Genomic DNA, 19,721 nt, shown 5'->3' on the forward strand with positions numbered 1-19,721 from the left:
TGAAGAGGGATGGATCAATGCTACAGATGTGGCAGCTAAGTTTAAGAAAGAGCCACATGCTTGGATAACTCAGCTTGAAACTCTGGAATATCTGTGTGCTTTAAGTAAGAAGTTGTTTTCTAATTCCGTTCCTGAGAGGGAATTAAAAGAAATCAATCAGTTAGAAAGCAGGAAAGCAGAGGCAAAGGTTAAAATGCTTCGACTTGCAAAGAAAACAGGCTTGGTAAAAACAAGAGCGGGCATTAATGGTGGCACGTGGTTACATCCCAAATTAGCTATTCGTTTTGCTCGGTGGCTATCAGTAGATTTTGAAATCTGGTGTGATGAGCAAATAGACACCTTAATCCGGGGTAACCAACCGGTATTCACTGACCAGCGTATCAATGCCATCTTTCTTCTGGATAAACCCACCACATGGGAAAAGCGCTTTCAGGAACCTTTCTATCAGGCACTCAGTCGCATGTCAGGGTTGCCCTATCACGGTCATGTCGGTGGTACGCCATCATTATTCGGCATGATCACATCCAAATGGGTGTATCAGGTTGTGCTGCCTGATTCGGTTTACGCTGAGGCAAAAGAAGCTGCCAAAGACAGCAAGGATAAGATTCACCAATACCTCAAACCGGAAGTACGGGAGCTGGTCGCAGAGCAACTAAAAGCGGTCACTATACTGGCGAATAGCTGCATGGACTACAAAGACTTCGAAGCACGCTGCGTTCAGTCATTTGGTAAACCGGGTGAGCAAGGTTGCTTAATCCTGCCGGTAGAGCGGGAATTCAGTTATTCAGCGGTCAGACATTAAGAGTGGTGATCGCTATGTAGCCCAAGTCCGATAATGAGATATTGGACGATAAGTGACTTTCTGAATGTTTTTTCAGCATTTTATATAACCACCGTGCAAAAATTGCCGGGGTTATATCAACCATCGCAGTTGATTATGCTAAATGAGGTGAGACTATGCCACCCCGTATCCCCCGGGCTTGCCGCAAGCCAGGCTGCCCGAAGACCACCACCGATCGCAGCGGCTACTGTACTGCTCATATTCATACAGGCTGGCAGTACCACCAACAGGGCAAGAGCCGGCACGCACGCGGCTACGGCAGCCCATGGGATAAGTTACGCGCCAGAGTCAAGCAACGTGACAGGCACCTGTGTCAGCAATGCTTACGTGAGGGAAGAGCTATCACAGGGACAACGGTTGACCATATTAAGCCAAAGGCACACGGCGGCACCGATGAACTATCAAATTTGCAATTATTGTGCTGGTCTTGCCATAAACGTAAGACAGCCACGGAGAGACTGCATTGAGGCAGAGATACCCCTCTTTAATTTCAAGATATAACCCTGTCAGATGAGATAGTTACACAAGGGGGGGCGGGTCAAATTCCTGCCACTCTTACCCTTAAGGACCGCCGCCTTGCCTCTTTTCAGATCGCCGCGAAATGCCAACCTTTTTTTGGGGTGCCCCAACTGCACCATTTTACAGGAGATATCACATGGCAGGACGACCGCCAACCCCGACTCACCTGCGTTTGGTGAGGGGTAACCCATCAAAACGCCCGATTAACGCTAATGAACCGATGCCAGAAAAAGGGGTCCCCGCTGTCCCTAAACATTTCGGGAAAATGGGCCGGTATTGGCACGAGCGGATCGCCGGGGAATTGGATAAAGCCGGTGTCCTGACCCGCCTTGATGCCAAAGCTCTGGAATTGCTGATTGAAGCCTACGTTGAATACCGAACGCACTGTGACACACTGGAGAGAGAAGGTTACACCTACCGAACCGATCGGGGATTAATTAAAGCGCACCCGGCAGCAGGCATGAAAGCCGATGCGTGGAAACGCATTCACACCATGCTGAGTGCGTTCGGTATGTCGCCCTCCAGCCGGGCTAAGGTCAACATGGCCGGGGAAGACAAAGCCGATCCTTTGACTGAATTTTTACAAATGAGAGACTGACATGGCAAAAGTCACCGATGGCATCCGCTACGCTGAACGGGTGGTGGCGGGCGAGATTGTCACCGGTGAACTGGTCACCCTCGCCTGTCAACGTTTCCTCGATGACCTGAAAACCGGCGAATCCCGCGGCATTTATTTTAGCGAACCCCGCGCTCAGCATATCCTGAACTTTTACAAATTCGTGCCGCATGTCAAAGGGGCACTGACAGGCAGGCCCATTGAACTGATGGACTGGCATATTTTCATTCTGATTAACCTGTTTGGCTTTGTGCGTCCGCTGGTGAATGAAGCCACCGGGGAAGTGGTGCTGCGCAATGACGACAGCGGTCGGCCGGTGATGGTGCGCCGTTTCCGTACGGCCTATAACGAGGTCGCGCGTAAAAACGCCAAATCGACGCTGTCATCGGGTATCGGGCTGTACATGACCGGGGCGGACAGTGAAGGCGGGGCCGAGGTGTATTCTGCTGCCACCACCCGCGATCAGGCCCGTATCGTGTTTGAGGATGCGAAGAACATGATCAAGCAGGCCAGACCCGTATTAGGGCGGCTGTTTGAGTTTAACAAGCTGGCGATTTATCAGGAACAGTCAGCGTCCAAGTTTGAGCCGCTGTCCAGTGATGCCAATAACCTGGATGGGCTGAATATTCACTGTGGCATTGTCGATGAGCTGCATGCGCACAAGACCCGCGATGTCTGGGACGTACTGGAAACGGCTACGGGTGCCCGGTTACAGTCCCTGCTGTTTGGTATCACCACAGCCGGCTTTAACAAGGAAGGGATTTGTTACGAGCTGCGCGACTATGCCGTTAAGGTATTGCGCGGACAGGTCCCGGATGACACCTTTTTTGCCCTGATTTACACGCTGGACAAAGACGATGACCCGTTTGATGAAACCGTGTGGCAGAAAGCCAATCCCGGTCTGGGGATTTGCAAGCGATGGGATGACTTAAGACGGCTGGCAAAAAAAGCCAAAGAACAAGTGTCTGCCCGGCATAACTTCTTCACTAAACATATGAACCTGTGGGTGACGGCGGAATCTGCCTGGATGGACATGCTTAAATGGGATGACTGCGCCCCTCTGGCACCACCGCATGAACTGAAAACCTACCCGATGTGGGTCGGGGTGGATTTGGCGAACAAGATTGATATCTGTGCAGCCGTGAAAGTGTGGCAGGGCAATAACGGGCATGCGCACGCTGACTTTAAGTTCTGGTTGCCGGAAGGGCGTATTGAGCGTTGCTCCCGGCAGATGGCGGAACTGTACCGCAAGTGGGCTGAGATGGACGTACTCATCCTGACCGATGGCGAAGTGGTGGATCATGGACAGATAAAAGAAGAATTACTGCACTGGATCAGCGGTGAGAACCTGAAAGAAATCGGCTTTGACCCGTGGAGTGCGACTCAGTTCAGTCTGGCACTGGCCGAAGAGGGCCTGCCTTTGGTTGAAGTCGCCCAGACGGTACGCAACCTGTCGGAAGCCATGAAATCACTGGAGGCGATGGTCTACAGCGGTAAATTCCACCATAACGCCCACCCGGTGATGAACTGGATGATGAGTAATGTCACCGTCAAGCCGGACAAAAACGACAATATCTTCCCCAACAAATCCACGCCCGAGGCCAAGATAGACGGTCCTTTTGCCCTGTTTACTGCCCTGAGCCGATTACTGGTCAATGGCGGTGAGCAACAAGAAAGCCTGTCTGATGTACTGATGAGCCGGGGCCTGCGTTCACTCTGAGGTTTTCATGAAAATATTAATCATTGCTGCCCTGCTGGTCGGGCTGGCAGGCGGCGGCTTGCTGTCTTACGGTGCGTGGCTGCTGTTACCCGCGGCGGGGTTTATTGTGTCCGGCAGTCTGTGTCTCGGCTGGTCGTATCTGGTCTCACGCATGTTGAGCCAGAAACCCGGTAAGGAGGCCTGATGTTTTTTCCCGGATTGTTTCGCAAATCCGCCGATGCGATGACCTCCCGTGATTTAAGTGAGCTGATCGGCCTGTCCTATGACACCTACAGCGGACGGCGGGTCAGTCCGCAGTTAGCGATGCAGTTAACCGCCGTGTTCAGTTGTGTGCGGGTGCTGGCGGAATCGGTCGGTATGCTGCCCTGTTCGCTGTATAAGCAACTGGACCGGGGTAACCAACGTGCGGTGGAAGAACGGCTGCATAAGTTGCTGTCAGTGAAGCCTAACAATTACATGACGCCGCAGGAATTTTGGGAGCTGCTGATTGCCTGCCTGTGCCTGCGGGGTAATTTCTACGCCTACAAGGTCAAGGCCCTCGGCGAAGTGGTGGAGTTATTGCCGCTGGATCCGGGCTGCGTGGTCGCCAAACTGAACAGTGACTGGCAGCCGGAATATCAGGTGACGTTCCCGAACGGAGAAAGCCGGGCGCTGACACAGGATGAACTCTGGCATGTCCGTATCTTCACCCTGGACGGCCTGACCGGGTTAAGTCCGATTGCCTATGCACGGCAGGCGATAGGGTTAGGACTGGCGACCGAAGAGCACGGTTCACGGTTATTCAGTAACGGGGCCGTCACCAGTGGTGTACTGCAAACCGATCAGGCATTGAAAGACGAGGCCTATCAACGTCTGAAGACGGATTTTGAAGCGCGCCATCAGGGGCTGGTTAACGCCCATAAGCCGATGATTTTAGAAATGGGGCTGAAATGGCATCAAATCAGCCTGTCCGCCGAAGATGCGCAGTTTCTGGAAACCCGTAAATTCCAGTTGGAAGAAATCTGCCGCATCTTCCGGGTGCCGCTGCATATGGTGCAGAACACCGACCAGGCCACCTATAACAATATCGAAAATCTGGGGATCGGTTTTATCAATTATTCTCTTGTTCCCTATCTCACCCGCATTGAACAGCGGATTAATGCCGGGTTAGTCAGAAGCAACAAGCAAGGGCAGTTTTACGCCAAATTCAATACGGGCGCACTCTTACGCGGTGACATGAAATCCCGTTTCGAGGCCTACGCCACGGGGATTAACTGGGGGATCTACTCACCCAATGAATGCCGGGAGCTGGAAGAACTCAACCCGCGAGAAGGGGGCGATATTTACCTGACGCCCATGAACATGACAACCAAACCGGAAAATACCACCCGGAAACCCCAAACGGAGGATAAACCGCATGCCGGTGATAACGAAACAACGGCTTGACGTGCCCCTGAAAATCAAATCGGTCAGCGACTCCGGCGAGTTCGAGGGCTACGGTTCGGTGTTCGGGGTGAAAGACAGCCATGACGACATTGTGTTACCCGGTGCCTTTGCGAACACCTTAAGGCAATGGAATGAAAAGGGCCGCCTGCCCGCATTGCTCTGGCAGCACCGGATGGATGAACCCATCGGGATTTATACCGAGATGAAAGAAGACGAGACCGGGCTGTATCTCAAAGGGCGGTTGCTGATTGAGGCTGATCCGCTGGCAAAACGCGCCCACGCGCATATGAAAGCCGGCTCCCTGTCGGGATTGTCTATCGGTTATCTGCTGAAAGACTGGGAATATGACCGGGTCCGCGAGGCTTTTTTACTGAAAGAGCTCGATTTATGGGAAGTGAGTCTGGTCACCTTTCCGTCCAACGATGAAGCCCGGGTCAGCGAAGTCAAATCCGCTTTTGCCCGGGGCGAAATTCCAGCCCCGAAAAGTATTGAACGGGTCCTGCGCGACGTTGGACTCTCTCGCTCTCAGGCTAAGGCGTTTATGGCTGAAGGCTACAGGGCACTGTCGCCGCGTGACGCGGAAACCGTGTCTGCATTGAATGCACTGAAATCATTACATTTTAATTAACCGGAGTTTTTTATGCCTATTGAAGTGAAAGACGTACAACAGGTCGCGCAGGAAATCCAGCAGCGTTTTGATGAGTTCAGACAGAAGAACGATCAGCGCATTGAGGCGATTGAGGCCCAGAAAGGCAAACTGGCGGAACAGGTGGACACCCTGAACGGCAAACTCAGCGAGCTGGATACGCTGAAAACGGCCCTTGAAGAAGAGCTGGCGGGACTGAAACGCCCGGCAGGGGGCAATCACAGTCCGGCCGTGAGTGAACACAAGACCGCGTTTATTCAGTTTATCCGCAAGGGCAAGGAAGACGGGCTGGCCGAACTGGAACAAAAGGCCATGCAGACCACCACAGATCCCGATGGCGGTCATGCAGTCCCGGAAGAACTGGACCGCAACATTATCAACGCGCTGAAAGACCAGGTGGTGATGCGTCAGGAATGCGCGGTGATCGCACTGGGGAGCCCGGACTATAAGAAGCTGGTCAACCGGGGCGGGACAACCAGCGGCTGGGTGGGGGAAACCGACAAGCGCGAGGAAACCGCGACTTCCCAGCTCGGCGTCATTGAGCCTGTCTGGGGAGAAATTTACGGCAACCCGGCCGCCACTCAGCGTATGCTGGATGATGCCTTTTTCGATGTGGAAGCCTTTATCTCATCGGAACTGACACAGGAATTTGCGGAGAAGGAAGAGGCGGCGTTTACCCACGGTGACGGCACCAAGAAACCCAAAGGGTTACTGGCTTTTGGCTCAGATGACAAGGCGGACAAAGATCGCGAGTGGGGCACCCTGCAGCACCTGCTGCTGAAAAAAACGGCCGAGGTCACGGCGGACGACATCCTGCAACTGATCTACACCCTGCGCAAACCGTACCGTACCGGTGCGAAATTCATGATGAACAACAACCTGTTGTTTAAGGTGCGTACCCTGAAAGACAGTCAGGGCAACTACCTGTGGCAGCCGGGCTTGCAGTTGGGCCAGCCTTCCGCCTTGCTCGGCTACGGGATTGCCGAGAATGAGCAGTTTGCGGATTTGGGCGCCGGGGCGATACCTGTCGCTTTCGGCAACTTCAAACGCTGCTACACCATTCTGGACCGCCTCGGTGTGCGCATGTTGCGCGATCCGTATACCCGTAAACCGTTTGTGCAGTTCTATACCACCAAGCGCGTTGGCTCAATGCTGGTGGACAGCAACGCGGTGAAACTGCTGAAAATGGCAGAGGGCAAGGCTTAATCCCCTGGCGGCCTGCGTGCCGCCCTGTTATCAGGAGACCCTGATGCAATTACCGACGATTGAGGAACTGCGGTTACAGTGCCGGCTTGATTCTGATGAGGAAGATGCCTTGTTGCAGGCTTATCTTGAAGCTGCCAGAGAAAAGGCCATTAATTACCTGAACCGCAATTTTTACGAAGAGGCTGTGCCTGAATCAGACCCGGAGGGGCTGGTTCTTTCCCCATTGATAAAACTGGCCCTGATGCTGGCGGTCGGGTTCTGGTATGAAACCCGCGATCCGAAACGGTTGCCACCGGGCTTCCGGGACTTGCTGGACGATTACCGGATAAAACCCGTATAGGAGGACAGGATGTTGGTGAATGAAATCAACAAACGTATCAAACTCTTTCGCCCTGTTATCACACGGGATGAACTGGGGTCAGAAACCATCACCTCCGAATATGTTACCACGGTCTGGGCCAAAGCCGAGGCGATGTCTAACCGCAAAATTCGCACCGCCGATCAGCAACAGGTCATTGAAATGCAGCAATTTACCGTGAGGCCAAGAAAGGACATTGAGCCCCATTGGCTAATTGAACATCAGGGGCGGCTGTTTACGGTTCGTGCGGTAGATCGCAACCGTGCCGACCGTACCCTTATTACCACAGAAGCGGATGTCCGTCATGATAGAGTCTGACATCAAAACTGATTTAGAGCGGTTAACCCACTTGCCTGTTTACCCACTGATATTGCCGTCCAGTGTATTAGAGGGGGTAACCTATCAGCGGATCAGTGACCCGAAATTCAATACCGGACTGGCCCCGACACGACTCATTGAAGCCCGTTTTCAAATCAGCCTCATTTTGCATGACTATACCCGGGCGCTGAAACTGGAGCGCGTTATTCGTTCTGCCTGGGAATCGGTACAGCATGGACTGATTGGGCGTACTGCCGTACAGACCGTTTCACGCGGCCCCTTGTATCAGGCGTCGGAAGAGTTGACGGAAAACCGCAAGCGTTACCGTATCACGCGTGACTTTATTATCTTCTTTGCGGAGGATACCGATGATTAGTACTGACCTTTCCGGTCTGGAGGCATTGGGACGTCGATTACAAGCGCTGGACACCGAATTGCAGACCCGGATATTAAGAGCCGCGGGCAAAGAAGCGATGCAAATTGTGCAGGAAGATATGATCGCCCATGCCGGGTATGACAAGAAAAGTGAGGGTCCCCATATGCGGGACAATATCAAAATCCGCACCACAAAATCGAAGAAGTATCCAGGCGGGGTCATGATTATTGTTGGCCCCACTCAGCCCCATCGTATGAAAGCACTGGCGCAGGAAATGGGCACCATCAAGCAAGTGCCGCGCCCGTTTATCCGTCCGGCGCTGGACTACAACAAAACGGCTGTTTTAAGCGTGCTTGCACAGGAAATTCGCGCAGCATTGTCTGTCTACAGTAAATAACCCTGACGGGAGTAAATCACCATGACAACATCATCACCTGAATACGCTGTATTGCCCGCGGGCACGGTCGTAAAGTTCGGCAAACCCGGCGACAGCGTGGAAAACATGAAACAGTTAATTAACTGTAAGGCATTGGGCGCAACAGGACTCACGGGCAGTTTTATCGACTGCACCACTCTGATTGATACCAATAAACAATTTATTTCGGATATGCCGGAGGGACCCGAAAAGTCACTGGGGTTTATTGATGACCCCGAAAATGCCGATTTTACCGCGTTCCTGAACGCCGCTCAGCATCGTGAAACCGTCCAGTTTTACATTGCCCTGCCGAACAGGCGCACGGCAACCATGATCCTCGCGCTCTCTGGCTGGGAAATGAACGATATTAACGCGCCCGCCAGTGAAGTCATTCAAATCACCGTCAAAGGCAAACAGAATAACCTCGTCTGGGGTATCGCCACCACAAAAACAGGAGTCACCCAATGAAAGGCCTGAAAGCAGCATTATTAACCCCGCGTCCTCACGTGAAGGAAGTCGAACTGTTTGGGACTAAAGTCAATTTGCGCCGAATGACCGCGTCTGAACTGATAGGGCTGGAGGAAGCGGTAGAAAAACTTCACGACGAAAACGCCTGGGAAGCCTCACGGCTCAACATCCAGATGGTGCTGGATTGTCTGGTGAATGACAAAGGAAAACCCCTCGACAAGGCTGATTTGCCCACAGCGGATGAACTGATGGAGATCCACGATAATGCCACGATTATTGCGGCTGTCAATATTGTGAAACGCCATGCTATCGGCACGCTGGAGGACGCCGAAAAAAACTAATTCAGTCGCCGCTGTTGCATTTTGCCTTTACCCTTGCAGAGCAACTCGGCGAAATCGATCCCTATCGAATCCTGTCTTTGCCTGCATCCACCCTGAACGAGTGGCAGGCGTATTATCGGCTGAAAAAGCACAAACAGCCCGCCAAGACGCCTGCCGCCTCCGTACCGGTATCCCGTGATACGGTGCAGGCACAGTGCGATGCGGTCATGAAATTATTAGGCTAAGTTATGGCAAATTTATCCACACTCACCGTAGGTTTACTGGTCAATGCCACGTCGTTTAAGTCACAAATTACCGAAGCGTACCGCCACGCCGGGCGGGAATCGGAAAAATTCGCCGGCAAGGCCAAATCAAGCGCGATAAAGGCGGAATCGGCTTATCAGTCTCTGGGCAAACAAATTAAATCCGTTTCCGGTCAGTTGATGGTATTGTCCGGCACGGGTTTTTCATTGGGGGCGATTCTGATCGCCACCCGTAAGTATGGACAGGCTTTATCCGATTTGTCAGCCATTACCGGGGCCACGGGAGAGCAATTAAAACAGTTGGATGCTAATGCACAGCGGTTGGGGCGTACCACGGAATTTGGGGCCGTCCGAATTACCGAAGCGTTTAAGTTGATGGCTTCCGCCAAACCGGAACTGCTGAAAAGTACTGAAGGATTGACGCTGGCGACACAAAAAGCGGTGACGTTAGCGCAGGCCTCCGGGATTGATTTACCGGAAGCGACAAAAGCACTGGCACTCTCATTAAACCAGTTCGGGGCCAGTGCGGAGCAGGCCGACCGGTTTATCAATGTTCTGGCAGCCGGGGCGAAATACGGGGCTTCCGAAATCAATGAAACGGCGCAGGCGATTAAAAACGGCGGGACGATGGCCGCACAGGCCGGGATCAGTTTTGAGGAACTGAATGCGGTTATTCAAATTCTGGCCGAACGGGGAATAAAAGGAGCCGAAGCGGGTACGGCTATCCGAAATATGATCCTGGCCTTAGAGACTTCAACGGATAAAAAACTGAAACCGTCTGTGGTGGGATTGTCTGCCGCACTGGACTATCTGGCCAAAAAGAATCTGTCTACCACAGAGGCGACCAAACTGTTTGGGTGGGCGAGTATCAGTGTTGCTTCTAACTTAGTGAAAGGCCGGGGGAAATTAGACGAACTCCGGCAGTCATTAACCGGCACGCAGGTTGCCTATGAGCAGGCGGGCGCACGGGCGAATAACCTGAGTTCGGATCTGGACGTATTAAACAGTGCGTTTGAAGGGCTGGCAATTAAAGCCGGTCAAAGTGCGGATGGCCCGCTTCGAACCGGGGTTCAGAGTGCAACCACGGCTATTAACGCACTGTCAGAAAACTTTAATTTGGTCACCAGAGTTGCCTTGCACACCCTGATCCCCGTGATGGCAGTAAAAATGACGGCAGGGTTACGCGAAAATGTCAGTGCGTGGAAAGCCACGGAAAAAGCCGCTCGTGATACGGCCAAACAGAAAGCAGAAACCGCAAGGCGTACTATCGAACAGGCTAACGCGACGATTCAATTGACCCAGCGTCAGGGTGAACATATTGAAAGAATGAAAGGGATCAATGCTCAGCACGGCCTTTTCGTCAATTATGCCAAAGAGTCAAAGGCGCTCTACCGGCAGGAAACAGAGGCGTTCAGACAAAAGGAAAGAGCGACGCGACAACTGGAACTGGCCAATCGCCGCCTCTCTTTTTCTTATCGTGCGCTTTCGACATCGGTAAATATGGCACGGGGCGCCCTGGCGTTAATGGGGGGGTGGACCGGTGCGGCGGTTTTGGCAGGGTCAGCCCTGTATGGATTATATAACCACAGTGTCCAGGCGAGGGAGGGGCTAAGGAGGTTAAAAGATGAAACGGTTGAGACGGTTGCGGAACTGCAACGCCTTTCTAAAATTAAGCTGGAAGTGGAGCTTGATAGGAATAACGATGATATAAACAACCTTAAAGAGGAATTAAAACAGGTTGATAGCCAACTGGAAAGGTATTCCCAAACTAGGATTGATAGATTGAAAAATCGTCAAAAAGGTACGTTAAGTTTTCTTTTTGAAGATCCTAAAGAGGTTGAAAAGAAAGGAAAGGAGCTGCTTAGTCGACGAGAAGACATACTGAAAGGATTAGAAGGGAAAACAGCAAGAGATAGGAATATCCGCTCAACGTTAGCAACAGGTAAATTTGACGTTAAGCCTCCAGAACCCACTCCACCCCCTGCAAATGACTTTAACCCCTGGAAAGGCGAAGGAAAGGACAAGGACGATAGCGATAAAAGTGACAGCAAAGGAAAGCAAACCCTGAATCAGTATCGTCAGTTACGTCTGGAAATAGAAAGGGCACACACGACAAGTTTAGGACGCATCATCCTGAGTGAACAAGAAGTTCAGCGAAAGCTGAATGAGGTCAGTAAATCCGGTTTAGTTTCCCAAAATGAAATTTTGCGGCTAAGCACCCTCAATGCCGAAAACTACCGAAAGCAACGGAGGGAACTGACAGAAAAATATGCCCCGGTAAAAGCCCTTATCCGTCAGGAAAAAGAAGCCAGTGCAGAGCTTAAGGCCCTGTATGCTGAACGATTGCTGTCAAAGCAGGCGTATTTATCAGCCAGCAAAACCCTGTATCAAACTTTTGTCAAAGATAAACTGGCGGAGCAGGCCAGACAGATCGCCGCCCCGCGTCTGAATATGGCAGGTGAGGTTGACCCCATCGCTCAGCTTAGAAATCAGCTTACTGAACAAACGGCTTTATACGATGCTTATTACCAGAATGGCATCATCAAAAAAGAACGCTATGAGCAATTGGTGGCCGCAGCCGGCACACGTTCTAAAGATGCGCAACTTTCGGCAGCCAAAGAACTGTATGGTGCGCAGGGAAGTTTTCAGAAAATGCAAATGAGCCTGTTGGATGCGGTTGAACAACGGACGGGTAACGCCTTAACCGGCATGCTGATGGGGACAAAGTCATTTTCTGAATCCATGAAGGAATTATCGGCATCATTGGCGCAGTCCATCATCCAGGATCTGATGCGTATTGCCATGCAGGCACTGATAACGAAGGCACTTTCTGGCTTCTTTGGCGGTTCAGGCGGCAGTATGGCGAATATGGGGGCCAGTTCTCTGGCCTCAGCAGGCGGCGGCTTATCACCTATTGGCACAGGCACGACAATAATGCCTGATGTCTGGAAAAGTCCGATCCTGAATGCGAAAGGCGGCATTTATCAATCCACAGACTTGAGTCAGTACAGTGGACAGATTGTCAGCAGCCCGACCCTGTTTAGATTTGCCAAAGGGGGCGGATTGATGGGGGAGGCAGGACCGGAAGCGATTTTGCCATTAAAACGGGGTTCAGATGGAAAATTGGGTGTTCAGGCGATGGGCGGCACAAGCAATCAGACAACCAATCATGTCAATATCGTCGTCAATTCTGACGGAAGCCACGAAGTGAAAACAACCGGTGGATTCGAATCTGCGGGTCAGGATATTGCGAAGTTTGTTGATCAGCGATTCAAATTATTGCTGCATAAAAGTCTGGCGCAGGGAGGCGAATTAAGCACGGCTATCAAAGGAGGCAGAAGGTGATAAAAACATTTGATTTTCCCGCGAGGGTCGGTGCTGTTGGGGAATTTGAGCCTGTTGTGCGCGCTGTCCAATTTGGTGACGGATATAAACAAACTTCAGGAGATGGCATTAATTCACAGCGCGAAAGCTGGCCCTTGTCCTTTGTGGGGGCGTTATCTGAAATAGAACCCGTGATGGCTTTTCTACGCGAGCACCAGGGATGGCGCTCATTTAAGTGGCGCAATCCGTTATCTGAGACGGGATTATATCAAGCCGGAAAATTTACGATACAGGCCAGCGGGGCATATTTCACTCTCTCTGTGACATTTACCCGCATCTATCACCCGTAAGAGGTTTTATCATGACGATCACTGCGACACTCCAGCGCCTTGAGCCGGGGAGCAAAATCTTATTGTATACGGTAGATGGCTCGGCCTTTGGCGGACCCGAACTGCATTTTCACAGTCACCCTGTCGCTTATACCGAAGCGGAACTGGAAAGCCCGGATAGCCTGACGGCTAAATCGATCTGGTGGCAGGGTGTGGAATACAAACCGTGGCCGGTTGAAATTAAGGGGCTGGAAACGCTCAGTGACGGCAGGGCGGTGTCACCGACTCTGAGTGTGGCCAATCTGGATAGTACTATCAGTGCCCTGTGTCTGGCTTATCAGAACATGGTGCAGGCGCGTGTCACTATTCGTATGACCTTTGCGCATTATCTGGATGCGAGAAACTTTCCAGAAGGCAACCCGCAGGCCGATCCGACACAGGAAAAAATCGATGTTTTCTATATCGACAGTAAGACCCATGAAGATAACGAAAGCATTCAGTTTGCCTTATCGTCACCGGCTGACTTACAGGGTATACAAATCCCTGCCCGTCAAATCCACAGTCTGTGTACGTGGTGTATGCGCGGGTTATACCGCAAATCACCTTGCAACTATACGGGAACACGATATTTTGATGAGGAGGGTAACCCGACTGATGACCCGGCAAAAGATGCGTGCGGGGGTTTGATGAGTGACTGCAAGGCCCGATACGGTGAAGCGGCTCAATTGCCTTTCGGCGGATTTCCGGGCTCGGCGTTGCTGAGAAGATGATGGTACTTCTGGATATTAAAAGAACTAAAGGTTAATATTTACTGATGTATTGACATTATGAAGGTGCATTCAATGGGAACTGATGATAAGACTATTGATCCTTTATTTGATGATGCTGTTGAATATGTAATAACCAAGGAATATACATCTATCAATGAGGTAAAAGAGTATTTTGGTATAGGTTACAATAGAGCAGCTTTGTTATTGGAGCAAATGGAGCAAATGGAAATAGTTGCATGGGAATGTGATAATGAAACTTCCCGATATAAAAGAATTGCTCCGTTAACACAGAAAATAACGAGACAAGAAAAAAAAGAACCCAGTCCCAGAGTAGTTAATGCCAAGCAAAATGATTCTAAGGTGTTAGGATTTGACGGCTTTGAATGGTTTATGGCGAGCATTAGCTTTATTGTTGTTATGTTCGTTTTCGTTTCTTGCTCCAGTCGATCACCAGCACTTGAGACAGATTATTGTTCAGATGATAAGGTAGCGTATACCTATGCTAAAAAGTTTATATCATCTCATTTAAAAGCCCCATCGACTGCTAAGTTTGCCAGTTACTACGATGTTAAATCGAACAAGCCCGCAGAATGTAAATTTAATTTTATTGGGTATGTTGATGCTCAGAATAGCTTTGGTGCAATGATAAGAACAAAGTTCAATGCTGTAGTGCGTTACGAACGTGATAATGACAAATATTATTTAGAAAATTTAGATATGTAATCTACCCTACCCATTATTTATTCAATAACCCGTCTTCTGAAGCAAGCCCTTGTATTGGGTGCTTTATCTGGCGGGTTTTCTATTTTTAGGTATCCACATGCGCCCCCATATCACTCAATCTGTCCTGAATCACGCCAAAGCCGAATATCCCCATGAATGCTGCGGACTGGTGATTCAGAATGGCCGAAAGCAGCAGTACATTCCCTGTCGCAATATCGCCCCGTCACCCACTGAGCAATTCAGTATTCACCCCGACGATTATGTCAATGCCGAAGAGGCAGGAACGATTGTTGCGATTGCCCATAGTCACCCCGATGCGACAACCCAACCCAGCCAGTTAGACATTGCTCAGTGTGACCTGTCACAAATTCCGTGGGTCATTGTTTCATGGCCGGAAGGGGACATGCGTACCATCATGCCAACCGAGGGGGTAAAGCCTTTACTTGGCCGCCCGTTCGTGCATGGTATCTGGGACTGTTATTCCATTGTGCGTGACTGGTATCGGCTGGAACGCAACATTGATATCCCGGATTTTGCCCGCACGGATGGCTGGTGGAACCGGGGCGAAAACTTGTATATGAAGAACTATGCTTCGGCGGGGTTTACAGAATGCAGCGGTGAATTGCAGGCCGGGGATGTGATCATGATGCAAGTGCAGGCCAGTGAACCTAACCATGCCGGAATTTACCTCGGTGACGGACTCATGTTGCACCATATGTACGGACAACTCAGTCACCGCGTGTCTTACAGCGGGTACTGGCAGGAACGGACGGTGAAAATAGTCAGATATCAGGAGTAATTTAATGAATACATTGCGAGTCATACGGTTATACGGCGTGCTCGGTGCTTTGTTCGGACGGGAGCACCGTCTGGCTGTCTCATCACCGCAGGAAGCGATCCGGGCACTGTCGGTATTAATTGACGGCTTTGAACAGTTTTTGCTGACGGCCAAAGCGCGCGGACTGACCTTTGCTGTGTTCAGCGGCAAACGCAATATCAGCCGGGAGGAACTGGCTTTTTCCGGGGGAGACGCTATCCGCATTGCCCCAATCATTATCGGCAGTAAAAAGGCCGGGATTTTTCAGACCATTCTCGGTGCAGTGATGGTCGTCGCGGGCGCGTTTATGTGGGCCACCCCGTGGGGAGTGCCCTTAGTGATGTCCGGTGTGTCTATGATGTTGGGGGGCGTGGTGCAGATGCTTTCGCCGATGCCGGGCGGACTGGCACGACGGGAAGATCCCGACAACAAGCCCTCTTATGCCTTTGGTGGCCCGGTGAACTCCATTGCACAGGGCAATCCCGTTCCCGTGGGATATGGCCGTCGCCGCATCGGTGGGGCCATTATCTCAGCAGGTATCTACGCTGAAGATCAGCAATAACGCCATTCCTTTTTATTGAGTCTTGCCGCGCCTGCGGCTTTTTTGTAGGTGAATTATGGGTAATCATCTGATTCAGGGCAGTAAAGGCGGCGGTCGCAGTCCACGCACGCCGGTTGAATCCCCGGATTCTTTACAATCCACGTCCTATGCAAAAATTATCCTGGCTCTGGGTGAAGGGGAATTTGCAGGCGGGCTGGATGGCACCAATATCTTTCTGGACAATACGCCGATTATTGGCCCGAATGGTCAGGCCAACTTCGAAGGCGTGAAGTGGGAATTTCGCCCCGGAACACCGTATCAGGATTATATTCCCGGTATGCCCGCCGTAGAAAATGACCTGACCGTGAGGGCGGAGTTAGTGGAGTCATGGGTCAGATCGGTCACCAATACGCAGTTATCGGCAGTCCGTATTCGTTTATCGTGGCCTCAGTTGCAAACACAACAAGAAAACGGGGATACAGTCGGGTATCGCATCAATTATGTGATTGAAGTGGCAACGGATGGCGGGGCATACCGGGAGATCCTGAACACAGCGGTAGAGGGCAAGACAACCACCAAATATGAACGATCTCACCGTGTGGATTTACCCCAGGCACATTCCGGCTGGCAGGTACGGGTACGCCGTCTGACCCCGAAACAGAACAGTAACCGGATTGCTGACGCAATGACGGTGGAAGCCATCACAGAAATTATTGATGCCAAATTGAGTTACCCCGAAACCGCCCTGTTATTCGTCCAGTTCGACGCCAAACAGTTTCGCAATATCCCGCAGATTTCCTGTGAACCGAAAATGCGTGTGATCCGGGTGCCGGACAACTACGACCCGGACGGCCGCACTTATTCCGGGGTGTGGCAAGGTGAGTTCAAATGGGCCTGGACAGATAACCCCGCGTGGGTGCTGTATGATTTGATGATGAATGACCGGTTCAGTATCGGCACACGGGTTAAAGCGGAAAATTTGCGTCTGGCAAAATGGGACCTGTACCGTATCGCCCGGTATTGCGACCATCCCGTACCGGATGGCAAAGGCGGCACCGAACCCCGGTTTACCTGTAACGTCTATATTCAGTCTCAGGAAGATGCCTGGACTGTTTTACGGGATATTGCCGGCATTTTCCGGGGTATGACATTCTGGGCCAACAATAATATGAATGTACTGGCGGATATGCCACGGGATATGGATTACCTCTATACCCGTGCCAATGTGAAGGACGGTAAATTTACTTACGCCAGTGCCAGTGAGAAAACCCATTATTCTACAGCGATGGTGAGCTGGTCCGATCCGCAGAACGGGTATCAGGACGCCGTCGAACCGGTTTTCGAAAACCGGTTGATACGCCGCTTTGGGGTCAGACAGGCGGATGTGACGGCCATTGGTTGTATCCGTCAGAGTGAAGCTATCCGGCGCGGTAAATGGGTATTACACACTAACGAATATGACCGGATGGTGACCTTTACCGTGGGACTGGATGGCAAAATTCCCTTACCGGGTTACATCATTGGCGTGGCGGATGAAATGCTGTCCGGGCGTGTCCTCGGTGGGCGTATCAGTGCTGCTGAGGGGCGCAATATCACGTTAGACCGGGCTTCATCGGCTAAAGTGGGTGAGCGGCTTATTCTCAATCTGCCCTCCGGTAAGGCGGAAGGGCGTACCATTCAGGCGGTTAATGGCGAAGTGGTGACGGTCAGTACCGGTTACTCCGAAATGCCGGTCACTGAATGCGTCTGGGCCATTGATGCGACCGATTTGGCGGTTCAGTTATTCCGGGTTACGGGTATTAAAGAAGGGGAGGATGGTGTTTCCTTTGAAATTACCGCCGTAGAGCATAACCCGGACAAGTACGATCACATCGATACCGGCACCCGCATAGACGAACGCCCCATTTCGGTCATTCCGCCCGGCGTGCAGCCACCCCCGAAAAATGTCTCGATTAACAGTTACTCGGTCGTCAATCAGGGTATTGCTGTCACCACACTGCGTGTCACCTGGGATGCTGCGGAGAGTGCGATTGCCTATGAAGCGGAATGGCGGCGGGATAATGGCAACTGGATATCAGCGCCGCGCACGTCGACACAAGGTTTTGAAGTGCCGAACATCTACGCAGGCCGTTATCAGGCGCGAGTCAGGGCGATTAATGCGGCGGAAATTTCCAGTATTTGGGCGAACGCACCCGAAACGCATCTGAAAGGGAAAGAGGGTAACCCGCCTGTGCCACTGGCATTCAGAGCGACCCCGATTGTCTTTGGTATCCAGTTAGACTGGGGTTTTGCGCTGCAAACTGACGATACGCTGAAAACAGAGATTCAATACAGTCCGACCAACGATGGCGAAGGGGTGATGTTACTGGCGGATATTCCCTACCCGCAAAAAACACACACGATGCAGGGACTGGCGGCGGGGGTGGCTTTCTACTTTCGGGCCCGGCTGGTGGATAAATCCGGCAATCAATCCCCGTGGACAAACTTTATCCGGGGGGCGTCCTCTACCGATACAAACTGGATAACCCAGGCGATGGGTGACCAGTTCCTTACTGCCGAAGCCGGCAAGCAGTTACAAGAGCAACTGAATTATCAGGCCGAAGCAGAATTAATTAACAGTGTGGCCATTTCTGAGAATGCCCGTAACTTAATCGTGAAGGATGGGGAGAACAAAGCTGAAATCAGGCGGCTTGACCGGGTATTCGCTGATGAGAAGGCATCATGGGCCGAATCCTTTAAGGAAGTGAAGGCGGACCTTGTGGTGGTTAAAGATGAAGTGAGAACCGAGGTCAAGGCCAGTATTCAGGAAAGCCAGAAAGCCATTGCGAAAATGGACAAAGCCCTGGCGGAAAGTGAGCAACGCACGCAGGCGCAGTTTAAAGATCAGTCCGCCATTATCCGCGAGAAAGCGACGGCAGTTTTCGATATCGACGGCAATGGATATGCCATTAAGGATATCGGGGCCGGGGTGAATTATAACGGCCATTTTTATAAAGCGGGGATGGTGATTGGGGCAGAGGTGAAGAACGGCAAGGTGGAAACTCACTTCGCGGTCAGTGCCAACCAGTTTATGGTGATGAATACTGGCAATGACAAGCTGGAATCGGTCTTTATGATTAAAGACGGGCAGGTGTTTCTCAGGGAAGCGTTAATCGATAAAGCGATGATCCAGAAACTGGTTGTGGGGGATGAAATTAAATCCGTGAATTTCGACCCTCATAATAAAACCGGGTTCAGACTGGATATGAAAACAGGCGAAGAGGTGCGTTACGGACGCGGGAGTTCCGGTTATTGGGTCGAAACCAATAATCTCAAGCAGCTCTTTGATAATAATGGGAAATTACGTATCAGAATGGGGTTTTGGTGATGGGGATGGGATTGGAGATTTACGATGAAAAAGGCCGGGTGATTATCAGCACGAATAATATTATCCCGCGTTTTTTAGGGACTCACGTTATCCCGCTTCAAAAATCGGGGCACTTGTTTTTGCCGGGATTGAGTGAAGGGGGTAATGTGACGGCCCGTTTCTTTTTACGCATGAGAAGCAGGGGTCATACCCTTGCTTCTGCTATCAGTAATGAGTTCACAAAATTCAGTGTATCCGGCAGCACGTTCAGTTATTACGTGGATTATGACATCTGGCGATGGGAGCATATGGGCAGAGGTGGCGGACAAACCGGGGGATGGGCTGAAATGCAAAACCGGGTTACCATTTGGGCGATTTAA

Annotated in this window: 23 protein-coding genes; all 23 read left to right on the forward strand. The window is 51.3% G+C overall.

Going from position 1 to position 19,721, the window contains the following annotated elements:
- A partial coding sequence (locus ABLA85_RS04990) for a KilA-N domain-containing protein (RefSeq protein WP_367961908.1) occupies window positions 1-802 on the forward strand: 802 nt, incomplete at its 5' end.
- Window positions 803-957: 155 nt separating this feature from the next.
- Window positions 958-1,308 (forward strand): HNH endonuclease, encoded by a 351-nt coding sequence (locus tag ABLA85_RS04995; RefSeq protein WP_367961910.1) that lies wholly within the window; start codon window positions 958-960, stop codon window positions 1,306-1,308.
- A 188-nt stretch (window positions 1,309-1,496) separates the two neighbouring features.
- A complete protein-coding gene (locus tag ABLA85_RS05000) occupies window positions 1,497-1,958 on the forward strand; it encodes a phage terminase small subunit P27 family (protein ID WP_367961912.1) in 462 nt (153 codons plus the stop codon).
- A gap of 1 nt (window position 1,959) precedes the next feature.
- Complete coding sequence (locus tag ABLA85_RS05005; protein ID WP_367961913.1) at window positions 1,960-3,696, forward strand: terminase large subunit; 1,737 nt, start codon at window positions 1,960-1,962, stop codon at window positions 3,694-3,696.
- 7 nt (window positions 3,697-3,703) lie between these two features.
- Window positions 3,704-3,880, forward strand: a complete 177-nt coding sequence (locus tag ABLA85_RS05010; protein ID WP_367961915.1) for a hypothetical protein — start codon at window positions 3,704-3,706, stop codon at window positions 3,878-3,880.
- The gene (locus ABLA85_RS05015) at window positions 3,880-5,121 is read left to right on the forward strand and encodes a phage portal protein (RefSeq protein ID WP_367961917.1); all 1,242 of its coding nucleotides are present in this window, start codon (window positions 3,880-3,882) and stop codon (window positions 5,119-5,121) included. Before ABLA85_RS05010 ends, ABLA85_RS05015 begins: the two co-directional genes overlap by 1 nt.
- Window positions 5,099-5,749, forward strand: a complete 651-nt coding sequence (locus ABLA85_RS05020; RefSeq protein WP_367961965.1) for an HK97 family phage prohead protease — start codon at window positions 5,099-5,101, stop codon at window positions 5,747-5,749. The genes ABLA85_RS05015 and ABLA85_RS05020 overlap by 23 nt, the downstream gene beginning before the upstream one ends.
- A gap of 12 nt (window positions 5,750-5,761) precedes the next feature.
- The gene (locus ABLA85_RS05025) at window positions 5,762-6,973 is read left to right on the forward strand and encodes a phage major capsid protein (protein WP_367961919.1); all 1,212 of its coding nucleotides are present in this window, start codon (window positions 5,762-5,764) and stop codon (window positions 6,971-6,973) included.
- A 43-nt stretch (window positions 6,974-7,016) separates the two neighbouring features.
- Entirely contained in the window at window positions 7,017-7,313 is a 297-nt protein-coding gene (locus tag ABLA85_RS05030) for a head-tail connector protein (RefSeq protein WP_047680405.1), read from the forward strand.
- Window positions 7,314-7,322: 9 nt separating this feature from the next.
- Window positions 7,323-7,649 (forward strand): phage head closure protein, encoded by a 327-nt coding sequence (locus tag ABLA85_RS05035; protein WP_367961921.1) that lies wholly within the window; start codon window positions 7,323-7,325, stop codon window positions 7,647-7,649.
- Complete coding sequence (locus tag ABLA85_RS05040; protein ID WP_367961922.1) at window positions 7,636-8,025, forward strand: hypothetical protein; 390 nt, start codon at window positions 7,636-7,638, stop codon at window positions 8,023-8,025. Before ABLA85_RS05035 ends, ABLA85_RS05040 begins: the two co-directional genes overlap by 14 nt.
- Complete coding sequence (locus tag ABLA85_RS05045) at window positions 8,018-8,422, forward strand: HK97-gp10 family putative phage morphogenesis protein (RefSeq protein WP_367961924.1); 405 nt, start codon at window positions 8,018-8,020, stop codon at window positions 8,420-8,422. The genes ABLA85_RS05040 and ABLA85_RS05045 overlap by 8 nt, the downstream gene beginning before the upstream one ends.
- Window positions 8,423-8,443: 21 nt before the next feature.
- Window positions 8,444-8,908 carry a phage tail protein gene (locus ABLA85_RS05050; protein ID WP_367961925.1) on the forward strand — a complete coding sequence of 155 codons (465 nt, stop codon included), beginning with the start codon at window positions 8,444-8,446 and terminating at the stop codon, window positions 8,906-8,908.
- Entirely contained in the window at window positions 8,905-9,249 is a 345-nt protein-coding gene (locus ABLA85_RS05055) for a phage tail protein (protein WP_047680414.1), read from the forward strand. The genes ABLA85_RS05050 and ABLA85_RS05055 overlap by 4 nt, the downstream gene beginning before the upstream one ends.
- Window positions 9,250-9,263: 14 nt before the next feature.
- Window positions 9,264-9,473 (forward strand): tail assembly chaperone, encoded by a 210-nt coding sequence (locus tag ABLA85_RS05060; RefSeq protein ID WP_367961928.1) that lies wholly within the window; start codon window positions 9,264-9,266, stop codon window positions 9,471-9,473.
- Between the two features lie 3 nt (window positions 9,474-9,476).
- A complete protein-coding gene (locus tag ABLA85_RS05065) occupies window positions 9,477-12,836 on the forward strand; it encodes a phage tail tape measure protein (protein ID WP_367961930.1) in 3,360 nt (1,119 codons plus the stop codon).
- Window positions 12,833-13,165 carry a phage tail protein gene (locus tag ABLA85_RS05070; RefSeq protein WP_367961932.1) on the forward strand — a complete coding sequence of 111 codons (333 nt, stop codon included), beginning with the start codon at window positions 12,833-12,835 and terminating at the stop codon, window positions 13,163-13,165. Before ABLA85_RS05065 ends, ABLA85_RS05070 begins: the two co-directional genes overlap by 4 nt.
- Before the next feature lie 11 nt (window positions 13,166-13,176).
- Complete coding sequence (locus ABLA85_RS05075) at window positions 13,177-13,914, forward strand: phage minor tail protein L (RefSeq protein WP_367961934.1); 738 nt, start codon at window positions 13,177-13,179, stop codon at window positions 13,912-13,914.
- 72 nt (window positions 13,915-13,986) lie between these two features.
- Window positions 13,987-14,637 (forward strand): DNA translocase FtsK, encoded by a 651-nt coding sequence (locus tag ABLA85_RS05080; RefSeq protein ID WP_367961936.1) that lies wholly within the window; start codon window positions 13,987-13,989, stop codon window positions 14,635-14,637.
- A gap of 97 nt (window positions 14,638-14,734) precedes the next feature.
- Entirely contained in the window at window positions 14,735-15,436 is a 702-nt protein-coding gene (locus ABLA85_RS05085) for a C40 family peptidase (RefSeq protein ID WP_367961939.1), read from the forward strand.
- 4 nt (window positions 15,437-15,440) lie between these two features.
- Window positions 15,441-16,016 (forward strand): tail assembly protein, encoded by a 576-nt coding sequence (locus tag ABLA85_RS05090; protein WP_367961940.1) that lies wholly within the window; start codon window positions 15,441-15,443, stop codon window positions 16,014-16,016.
- A 55-nt stretch (window positions 16,017-16,071) separates the two neighbouring features.
- Entirely contained in the window at window positions 16,072-19,362 is a 3,291-nt protein-coding gene (locus ABLA85_RS05095; protein ID WP_367961943.1) for a phage tail protein, read from the forward strand.
- Window positions 19,362-19,721: a hypothetical protein gene (locus tag ABLA85_RS05100; protein ID WP_367961944.1), complete on the forward strand. Its 360-nt coding sequence runs from the start codon at window positions 19,362-19,364 to the stop codon at window positions 19,719-19,721. The genes ABLA85_RS05095 and ABLA85_RS05100 overlap by 1 nt, the downstream gene beginning before the upstream one ends.

It is taken from the genome of Xenorhabdus sp. SGI246 (assembly GCF_040838225.1).
GTDB lineage: Bacteria > Pseudomonadota > Gammaproteobacteria > Enterobacterales > Enterobacteriaceae > Xenorhabdus > Xenorhabdus indica.

Bases quoted from the DNA above. Each gene is read 5' to 3' on its own strand.
- ABLA85_RS04995 (WP_367961910.1), top strand. From the start codon at position 958: ATGCCACCCCGTATCCCCCGGGCTTGCCGCAAGCCAGGCTGCCCGAAG.
- ABLA85_RS05000 (WP_367961912.1), top strand. From the start codon at position 1,497: ATGGCAGGACGACCGCCAACCCCGACTCACCTGCGTTTGGTGAGGGGT.
- ABLA85_RS05005 (WP_367961913.1), top strand. From the start codon at position 1,960: ATGGCAAAAGTCACCGATGGCATCCGCTACGCTGAACGGGTGGTGGCG.
- ABLA85_RS05010 (WP_367961915.1), top strand. From the start codon at position 3,704: ATGAAAATATTAATCATTGCTGCCCTGCTGGTCGGGCTGGCAGGCGGC.
- ABLA85_RS05015 (WP_367961917.1), top strand. From the start codon at position 3,880: ATGTTTTTTCCCGGATTGTTTCGCAAATCCGCCGATGCGATGACCTCC.
- ABLA85_RS05025 (WP_367961919.1), top strand. From the start codon at position 5,762: ATGCCTATTGAAGTGAAAGACGTACAACAGGTCGCGCAGGAAATCCAG.
- ABLA85_RS05030 (WP_047680405.1), top strand. From the start codon at position 7,017: ATGCAATTACCGACGATTGAGGAACTGCGGTTACAGTGCCGGCTTGAT.
- ABLA85_RS05035 (WP_367961921.1), top strand. From the start codon at position 7,323: ATGTTGGTGAATGAAATCAACAAACGTATCAAACTCTTTCGCCCTGTT.
- ABLA85_RS05040 (WP_367961922.1), top strand. From the start codon at position 7,636: ATGATAGAGTCTGACATCAAAACTGATTTAGAGCGGTTAACCCACTTG.
- ABLA85_RS05045 (WP_367961924.1), top strand. From the start codon at position 8,018: ATGATTAGTACTGACCTTTCCGGTCTGGAGGCATTGGGACGTCGATTA.
- ABLA85_RS05050 (WP_367961925.1), top strand. From the start codon at position 8,444: ATGACAACATCATCACCTGAATACGCTGTATTGCCCGCGGGCACGGTC.
- ABLA85_RS05055 (WP_047680414.1), top strand. From the start codon at position 8,905: ATGAAAGGCCTGAAAGCAGCATTATTAACCCCGCGTCCTCACGTGAAG.
- ABLA85_RS05065 (WP_367961930.1), top strand. From the start codon at position 9,477: ATGGCAAATTTATCCACACTCACCGTAGGTTTACTGGTCAATGCCACG.
- ABLA85_RS05075 (WP_367961934.1), top strand. From the start codon at position 13,177: ATGACGATCACTGCGACACTCCAGCGCCTTGAGCCGGGGAGCAAAATC.
- ABLA85_RS05080 (WP_367961936.1), top strand. From the start codon at position 13,987: ATGGGAACTGATGATAAGACTATTGATCCTTTATTTGATGATGCTGTT.
- ABLA85_RS05085 (WP_367961939.1), top strand. From the start codon at position 14,735: ATGCGCCCCCATATCACTCAATCTGTCCTGAATCACGCCAAAGCCGAA.
- ABLA85_RS05090 (WP_367961940.1), top strand. From the start codon at position 15,441: ATGAATACATTGCGAGTCATACGGTTATACGGCGTGCTCGGTGCTTTG.
- ABLA85_RS05095 (WP_367961943.1), top strand. From the start codon at position 16,072: ATGGGTAATCATCTGATTCAGGGCAGTAAAGGCGGCGGTCGCAGTCCA.
- ABLA85_RS05100 (WP_367961944.1), top strand. From the start codon at position 19,362: ATGGGGATGGGATTGGAGATTTACGATGAAAAAGGCCGGGTGATTATC.